This window comes from Stenotrophomonas sp. PS02289, assembly GCF_029960115.1.
In the GTDB taxonomy this organism is placed as follows: domain Bacteria; phylum Pseudomonadota; class Gammaproteobacteria; order Xanthomonadales; family Xanthomonadaceae; genus Stenotrophomonas.
In genome coordinates this window covers 1-6,569 of record NZ_JASCOZ010000206.1, presented here as the reverse complement: position 1 = coordinate 6,569, position 6,569 = coordinate 1, and the positions used below count along the sequence as shown (strand labels likewise).

Below are 6,569 nucleotides of genomic sequence, written 5' to 3'. Positions count from 1 at the left end.
CCGTTGGCCGGCATCATCACCTCCTGGGCCGGCCAACGGCCGGCGCTACCGGATACCCTCCCGCGACCTCGATCCTCTTTACATCGGTCGCGTCAATGCGAGTAGCCCCTCCAGCAGACGCTCGGCACGCGGGCCACCGTCGTCATCCAACGGATACGCCAGCGACTGCAGCCAGAACCCGTGCGCGGCACGGCGCGCGGCCGTCATCCGATGATCGCGACGCTCTTCGGGAAAGCGCTGCAGCTGCCCGAGAATCCACTGCTTCAATGCCTCGGCGATCTGCGGATCCGGTCGCCCGCCCGGCGCGTCCGGGCCCGGCAGGCGCGGTGCGAGACAGGCCCGGAAAATGGCGGTGACATAGGCACGGGAAAAGCGTCCGTGCGGATCCGGATCCAGCGCCATCAGCACTTCAACCGCGTGATCGAAATCGACCAGGGCCACCTCCAGCTCGGGGTCATTCGCCGCTTCGGCAATGCGCAACAACGGAAAGGGGCGGGGCATGGGGGTCTCCGTAAGTGAAGGGCTCAATGCATCGCGGGCAGCTGCGCGGGGCGCTGGCCGGGTTGCGCCAGCAACCCGTGCAGCAGCATCAGCACCCGTTCGCCCTGACCATTGCAGGCCAGTTCGAACGTGGTTTTTCCACCCCGGACAGGCAACCGGGTGTACACAATCCATTGCAGTACGCGCTGGCGGTCTGGCTCGATCTGCAGAGCCAGTTCCGCGACGCGGCGTACGATTCCACGGCGCATGATCAGAATCCGTAGCTCAGGGCGATCAGGGCGCTGTCCATGTGCTTGCCCTCGGTCATCGGACTGTCGGTGACTGCGTCGGACAGACGCGTGCGACGCAGCGAACCGGTCGCGACCCAATGCGCGCCCAGCGGCATGACCCCAGTCAGATCGATGTAGGGCGAAACACCGCTGTCGGCCTTGTAGGTCGCCAGACCGCTGCGTGCGGATTCGCGCGCGCTGACCCCGAAGTAGTAGTCGTTGAGGTCGGCGCTGGCATAGCTGGCCCCGATCCCCGGAATCAGCGTGACCTTGCCGGTCGGAATCGGGTAGGCGTACTTGGCATCGGCGGCGAAACCACCGCCATGGCCACTCACTTCTGCCTGCACATTGGCCTGCACGATGCCCCACGGTGCGGTGTGCCGCACCGCCACGCCGGCCATCGCCGACAGGCTGCGATCGGACAGCTGGCGCAGGCGCACGTCGTCGGTGTCCTTGTGCTTGAAGCGCATCATGTAGGGCGAGGCGAGCAGCGAAACCTCGGTGCTTTCGCTGTTGAACAGCTTCCAGCCCAGGCTGCCGCCGCGCAGGTGGAACGACTTGCCTTCGTAGTTCACCACCGGAATCGGCAGCACGTCGGTGTCATAGCCGGCATAGGGCGACTTCTGTGCGGCGACGGCCAGGCCCACGCTGCTGCGGGGCTTGGCACCCGGGGCCACCTGGGCCTGGGCGGCCGCGCTGGCCAGCAGGGTGGCAACGGCCAGGGCGGGGAAAAGAAGGGGTTGAACGCGCATGTACCTGCCACTTTAAGAATGCCAAGCCGCCATCCTGCCGGCCCTACATTGTGGGAACGTTGCGCCGCCGGCCGCGCTACCATCTGCGCCCGTGCCCCCTGTACGCTCCCCCCATGCGCATTCTGCTGCTTGAAGACGACCCCGAACTGGCCAGCGCCATCCAGGCCAGCCTGGGCCGGCACGGCATGGTGGTGGACCTGGTGACCTCGATGGCGCATGCCACCGAGGCCCTCAAGGCCCATGTGCACCAGATCCTGCTGCTCGACCGGCAGTTGCCGGACGGTGACGGTGCCAACTTCGTGCGGGTGGCGCGCAGCCATGTGCCGAACCTGCCGGTGATCATGCTGACCGCGCGTGATTCGGTCGCCGACCGTGTGGTCGGGCTGGACGTCGGCGCGGACGATTACCTGACCAAGCCGTTCGCGGTGGAAGAGCTGCTGGCGCGCATCCGCGCCATTTCGCGGCGGCCCTCGCAGATCGCCTTGCCGACGCTGACCCTGGGCCAGCTGCAGTTTGATTTCGTCGCTCGCGAGGCGACGGTGGCTGGTGAACTGCTGGCGCTGCCGCGTCGCCAGTTGCTGGTACTGGAAGCGCTGGCCCTGCGCCAGGGACGCACGGTTGCGCGCGAAGCGCTGCAGGAAGCGGTGTACGGCTTCGATGACGCCATTCAATCCAACGCGCTGGATGCGCATGTGTCCAAACTGCGCAAGGCCTTGGCTGAGGCTGACGCACGCGTGGAAATCCACGTCATGCGCGGCATCGGCTATCTGCTCAAGGACGTGCCATGAAGTTCCTCAAACCCGGTTCGCTGAGTTTCAGCCTGGCGTGGAAAATCTGCCTGATCCAGGTCGCGATGGTGATCATCGCCCTGACCGGTATCGCGCTGGTATACGGCGACCGCAGCACGGCTTACATCGACTGGAAAACCAGCGAGCAGGTGGCCGATGCCATCGTGCTGGGCAGCAACGGACTGCAGGTCGACTGGGCCGCCATTGACGAGGCCGCGCCTGACCGGCCGGCTTCGTTCTGGTTTGCTGCGGCCGACGAACAAGGCCATTTTCTGGAGCACGGCAACGTACCGGCTGTCTATCGCCCGCTGGTGCAGCAGCTGGCGCATGTGGAGCCCACCGACGTGCGCACCCGCAGCCGGGGCATGGACCTGCCGATGCGGGTGTGGGTGTCCGACCGCGACGAAGGCCGCGTGCACGTGATGATGGGTGGTTTGCCGCAGCGCGGCTTCTGGCGGCAGCTGCTGGTGATCATCGGTTACCTCGGCGGCTGGATCACTCTGCCATTGATGGCCATCACCCTGGTGGTCGCCCCGTGGGCCATCCACCGCTCGCTGCGCGGCGTGAACCGGGTCGCAGCGCAGGCCGCGGCGATCGAGATCAGCGAACGCGGACGTGGCCTGGATACGCACGCGGTGCCGCGTGAGATCGTGCCGCTGGTGGACGCCTTCAACGCTGCGGTGCGCCGCATTGGCGAAAGCTACGACGCGCAGGACCGCTTCCTGGTGGGTGCCGCGCACGAGCTGCGCATGCCCATCGCCATTCTCGCCACGCGCATCGGCGACCTGCCGCCGGGCGTGGTGCGTGCGCCTCTGCAGCGCGACCTGGGCCGGCTGAGCAACATTGCCGAGCAGCTGCTGGACCTGCAGCGCCTGGATCACCATCGCAGCCAGCAGCAGCGCATCGACCTGTCCGCACTGACCCGCGAAGTGGCCGCCGATGTTGCGCCGCTGGTGGTCGATGCCGGCTATGAATTCGAGGTGGACGCGCCGGAAACGCCGGTCTGGGTGCGGGGCGATCCGGATGCGCTGCATCGCGTGATCAGCGGCCTGCTGCAGAATGCGATTGCCCATGGCGGCGGGCACGGCCTGGTGGCCGTGGCCCTGCAGGCTGGCGGCGTGCTGTCGGTGAGCGATGAAGGTGACGGTGTGCCCGAGCAGGCACGGCAGTCGATTTTCGAGCCATTCCATCGCCTGCGTCCCAGTGGCAGTGGCAGTGGGCTGGGCCTGTATCTGGCGCGGGAGATCATGCTGCGCCATGCTGGCAGCATCGCGGTCGAAGAGGCCGCTGGTGGTGGCGCGCGCTTCGTGGTGACCCTGCCGATCGACCGCTGATTTCGCTTGATTCACCCCCTCATCACCGTGCATGCGCTGTGATGATCCGGCACTGACTTCGTTCCTTCCCCCTCAAGGACCGCTGATGCGCCGGTACGGATTGCTGCCGTGGTTGCTGCTGCCTACGGCGGCGTTTGCCCAGGACGATGCATGGCGCGTCAGCGTCGTGCCCTACGTCTGGGGAGCCAGCCTGGAAGGGGATGCGCAACTCGGCCCGCTGCCGCCGGTATCAGTGCACAAGTCTTTCAGCGACACCCTGGAACATCTGGACATGGCCGCCATGGCGATCATCGACCTGCGTCGCGGTCGTTGGGGCCTGCTCTCTGATCTGACCTGGGTGGACACCAGTGAAACCGCGCAGGTGCCACGGGTGGGCCTTGATGCGAACCTGCAGACCCGCGTCGTAACGGGCTCGCTCATGGGCCAGTACCGCTTCATTGATGACCCCGTGTTCCGGATGGATGCCATTGCAGGTGCGCGCTACTGGCAATTGCGCGGTGAGGTCGATGTGCCCGCGCTTGCGCGCGACGCGTCGGTTTCGCGTGACTGGGTCGACCCGGTGCTCGGCGTGCGCATGGCCTGGGTCTTCAGTGAACGCCATGGCGTCATCATGTGGGCGCTGGGCAGCGCCGGAGACGAGGTTGCGTGGGACCTGATGGCCAGTTACGGCCTGCGCATGACCGAACACAGCTGGCTGCGCCTGGGTTACCGCTCGCTGTCGTTGCGTGAGATCAGCCGCGGCGTGGACCTCGACCTGACCCTGGCCGGTCCCGGCCTGGGTGTGGAGTGGCGCTACTGAGTTTTCCCCCGACGGAGGTTTGCCATGCGTTCGAAGTGGTCGTTGCGGCCGGTGTTGCTGGCGTTTTCCTTGACCGTGCTGGCCGCGCAGGCGGATGCCTGCACCCGCGTGGTCTACCTGGGCGCGAATGATGATGTGATCACCGCGCGTTCGATGGACTGGAAGGAAGACGTCGCCACCAACCTGTGGGTGTTTCCACGCGGCGTGAAACGTGACGGAAAGGCCGGGCGCAATTCCATCGAATGGACGGCGAAGTACGGCAGCGTGATTGCCAGCGGCTACGACATTTCCACCACGGATGGCCTCAACGAGAAGGGTCTTTCGGCCAACGTGCTGTGGCTGGTGGAGTCGCAGTATCCGCAGCGTGGCAACGGCAAGCCGGGCTTGGCTATTTCGCTGTGGGCGCAGTACGTGCTGGACAATTTCGCGACCGTGGATGAAGCCGTAAAGGCGCTGCAGCGCGAGCCGTACACGCTGGTGACCGACAAGCTGCCCGGTGAGGATCGCACCGCCACACTGCATCTGTCGATGTCCGATGCCAGCGGCGACAGCGCCATCGTCGAGTACATCGAAGGCAAGCAGGTCATCCACCACGGGCGGCAGTACCAGGTGATGACCAACTCGCCGATCTTCGACCATCAGCTGGCGCTCAATACGTATTGGCAGCAGATCGGCGGTACGGTGATGCTGCCCGGCACCAACCGCGCGTCGGATCGGTTTGCGCGCGCCAAGTTCTACATCAATGCCATTCCCAAGAGCGAAGACCCGCAGGTGGCGCTGGCCAGTGTGTTCAGTGTGATCCGCAATGCGTCGGTGCCATTTGGTATCACCACGCCGGAAGAACCGAACATCTCTTCGACCCGCTGGCGCACCGTGGCCGACCATAAGCGCAAGCTGTATTTCTTCGAGAGTGCGCTGACCCCGAATACGTTCTGGGTGGATCTGAACAAGGTGGATTTCAGCGCGGACACCGGGAAAGTGCTGAAGCTGGATCTGGGCAAGGACCAGCGCAACGTGTTTGCCGGCAACGCGTTGGATCAGTTCAAGCCCTCAAAGCCGTTTGCGTTCCTGGGCACCGGGGATTAGCCACGGGGTGCGGTTCTACTGTGTGTCTGACACCAAAGTCAGAAAAATCTGATAGTCCGCAGGGCGGGGTGGACGTATTGTCCGTGAATCCATAGGGAGACGCCGCCGATGTTGATCACCGTGCAGCACCACGACCACCGCTGGCAGGTACTGCCGCCCGGCAGCGATGACGCCGTGACCTTCGCCGATGGCGCAGTGGCCTTCGACTTCGCCGACTCCCTGGCCCGCGAACATCATGCCGAAACCGGTTCCAGCAGCCGGGTGCGGGTCGCGATGGAAAACGTTTTCGTCGACGCGGTGCAGTACGGCTGAAGCGGCGGCTAGTTGAATCGCCCCTGAAATCATCCCATTCGGCCTATAGGCGAACGCCCGCGTTTCGCAGATGCTGTGCCCATTCATTCCACCGGCACAAGGAGCATCACATGACGCACGCAACCCGGAACTGGCTGTGGGCATTGCTGCCGGTGGCAGTACTGGCGCTGGCAGGCAACGCCCAGGCGCAGCGCTACGACGACGGCTACTACAACGATGGCCCCGTGCGCTGCGAATCGAACAAGAACCGCACCGCGCAGTGCCCCTTCGAGGGCCGCGCGCGTCTGGTGCGCCAGCTTTCCGGTTCGCCCTGCATCGAGGGCGATACCTGGGGTCAAAGCCGTGACGGCATCTGGGTCACGCGTGGATGCCGTGCTGAGTTCGTCTCCGAACGCGGGCGACCCTCGCACGGCGGTGGTCACGGCTGGGGCGGGAATGGCGGAAGTGGCGGTGGACGCGGCCAGATCATCGGCTGCGACTCCAACGACAGCCGTCTGCGCCGCTGCAACGTCAGCATCCGCCGCGATGTACGCATGATCCGCCAGCGTTCCAATACGGCCTGCATCGAAGGGCAGACCTGGGGCTGGGACCGCGACGGCGTGTGGGTCAACCGCGGTTGCCGCGCTGATTTCGAGGTGCGGTAAATTGGGGTATTCGGTCGCCCTGTAGAGCCACGCCCTGCGTGGCTTCGACCAACCCGGACATCGCGCAGCCACGCAGGGCGTGGC

The 6,569-nt window shown here is 65.4% G+C and carries 9 protein-coding genes; 6 read left to right on the top strand and 3 right to left on the bottom strand.

What is annotated here, in order from left to right; genetic code table 11:
- Positions 1 to 78: 78 nt before the first annotated feature.
- The 3 genes from QMX83_RS19205 to QMX83_RS19195 are packed head-to-tail and all read right to left on the bottom strand — an operon-like array spanning position 79 to position 1,522.
- The gene (locus QMX83_RS19205; RefSeq protein WP_282298245.1) at positions 79 to 501 is read right to left on the bottom strand and encodes a hypothetical protein; all 423 of its coding nucleotides are present in this window, start codon (positions 499 to 501) and stop codon (positions 79 to 81) included.
- A 23-nt stretch (positions 502 to 524) separates the two neighbouring features.
- Complete coding sequence (locus QMX83_RS19200) at positions 525 to 749, bottom strand: hypothetical protein (RefSeq protein WP_282298244.1); 225 nt, start codon at positions 747 to 749, stop codon at positions 525 to 527.
- A 2-nt stretch (positions 750 to 751) separates the two neighbouring features.
- Complete coding sequence (locus tag QMX83_RS19195; protein WP_282298243.1) at positions 752 to 1,522, bottom strand: MipA/OmpV family protein; 771 nt, start codon at positions 1,520 to 1,522, stop codon at positions 752 to 754.
- Positions 1,523 to 1,635: 113 nt separating this feature from the next.
- Between QMX83_RS19195 and QMX83_RS19190 the strand changes: the two genes are divergently transcribed.
- The 6 genes from QMX83_RS19190 (at position 1,636) to QMX83_RS19165 (ending at position 6,485) form a co-directional block, all read left to right on the top strand.
- The gene (locus QMX83_RS19190; protein ID WP_282298242.1) at positions 1,636 to 2,310 is read left to right on the top strand and encodes a response regulator transcription factor; all 675 of its coding nucleotides are present in this window, start codon (positions 1,636 to 1,638) and stop codon (positions 2,308 to 2,310) included.
- Positions 2,307 to 3,644: a HAMP domain-containing sensor histidine kinase gene (locus tag QMX83_RS19185; RefSeq protein WP_282298241.1), complete on the top strand. Its 1,338-nt coding sequence runs from the start codon at positions 2,307 to 2,309 to the stop codon at positions 3,642 to 3,644. Before QMX83_RS19190 ends, QMX83_RS19185 begins: the two co-directional genes overlap by 4 nt.
- A gap of 85 nt (positions 3,645 to 3,729) precedes the next feature.
- A complete protein-coding gene (locus QMX83_RS19180; RefSeq protein ID WP_282298240.1) occupies positions 3,730 to 4,443 on the top strand; it encodes a hypothetical protein in 714 nt (237 codons plus the stop codon).
- A 24-nt stretch (positions 4,444 to 4,467) separates the two neighbouring features.
- Complete coding sequence (locus QMX83_RS19175; RefSeq protein ID WP_282298239.1) at positions 4,468 to 5,529, top strand: linear amide C-N hydrolase; 1,062 nt, start codon at positions 4,468 to 4,470, stop codon at positions 5,527 to 5,529.
- 108 nt (positions 5,530 to 5,637) lie between these two features.
- A complete protein-coding gene (locus QMX83_RS19170; RefSeq protein WP_282298238.1) occupies positions 5,638 to 5,841 on the top strand; it encodes a hypothetical protein in 204 nt (67 codons plus the stop codon).
- A 110-nt stretch (positions 5,842 to 5,951) separates the two neighbouring features.
- Positions 5,952 to 6,485: a DUF3011 domain-containing protein gene (locus tag QMX83_RS19165; protein ID WP_282298237.1), complete on the top strand. Its 534-nt coding sequence runs from the start codon at positions 5,952 to 5,954 to the stop codon at positions 6,483 to 6,485.
- The last annotated feature ends 84 nt before the right edge of the window (positions 6,486 to 6,569 follow it).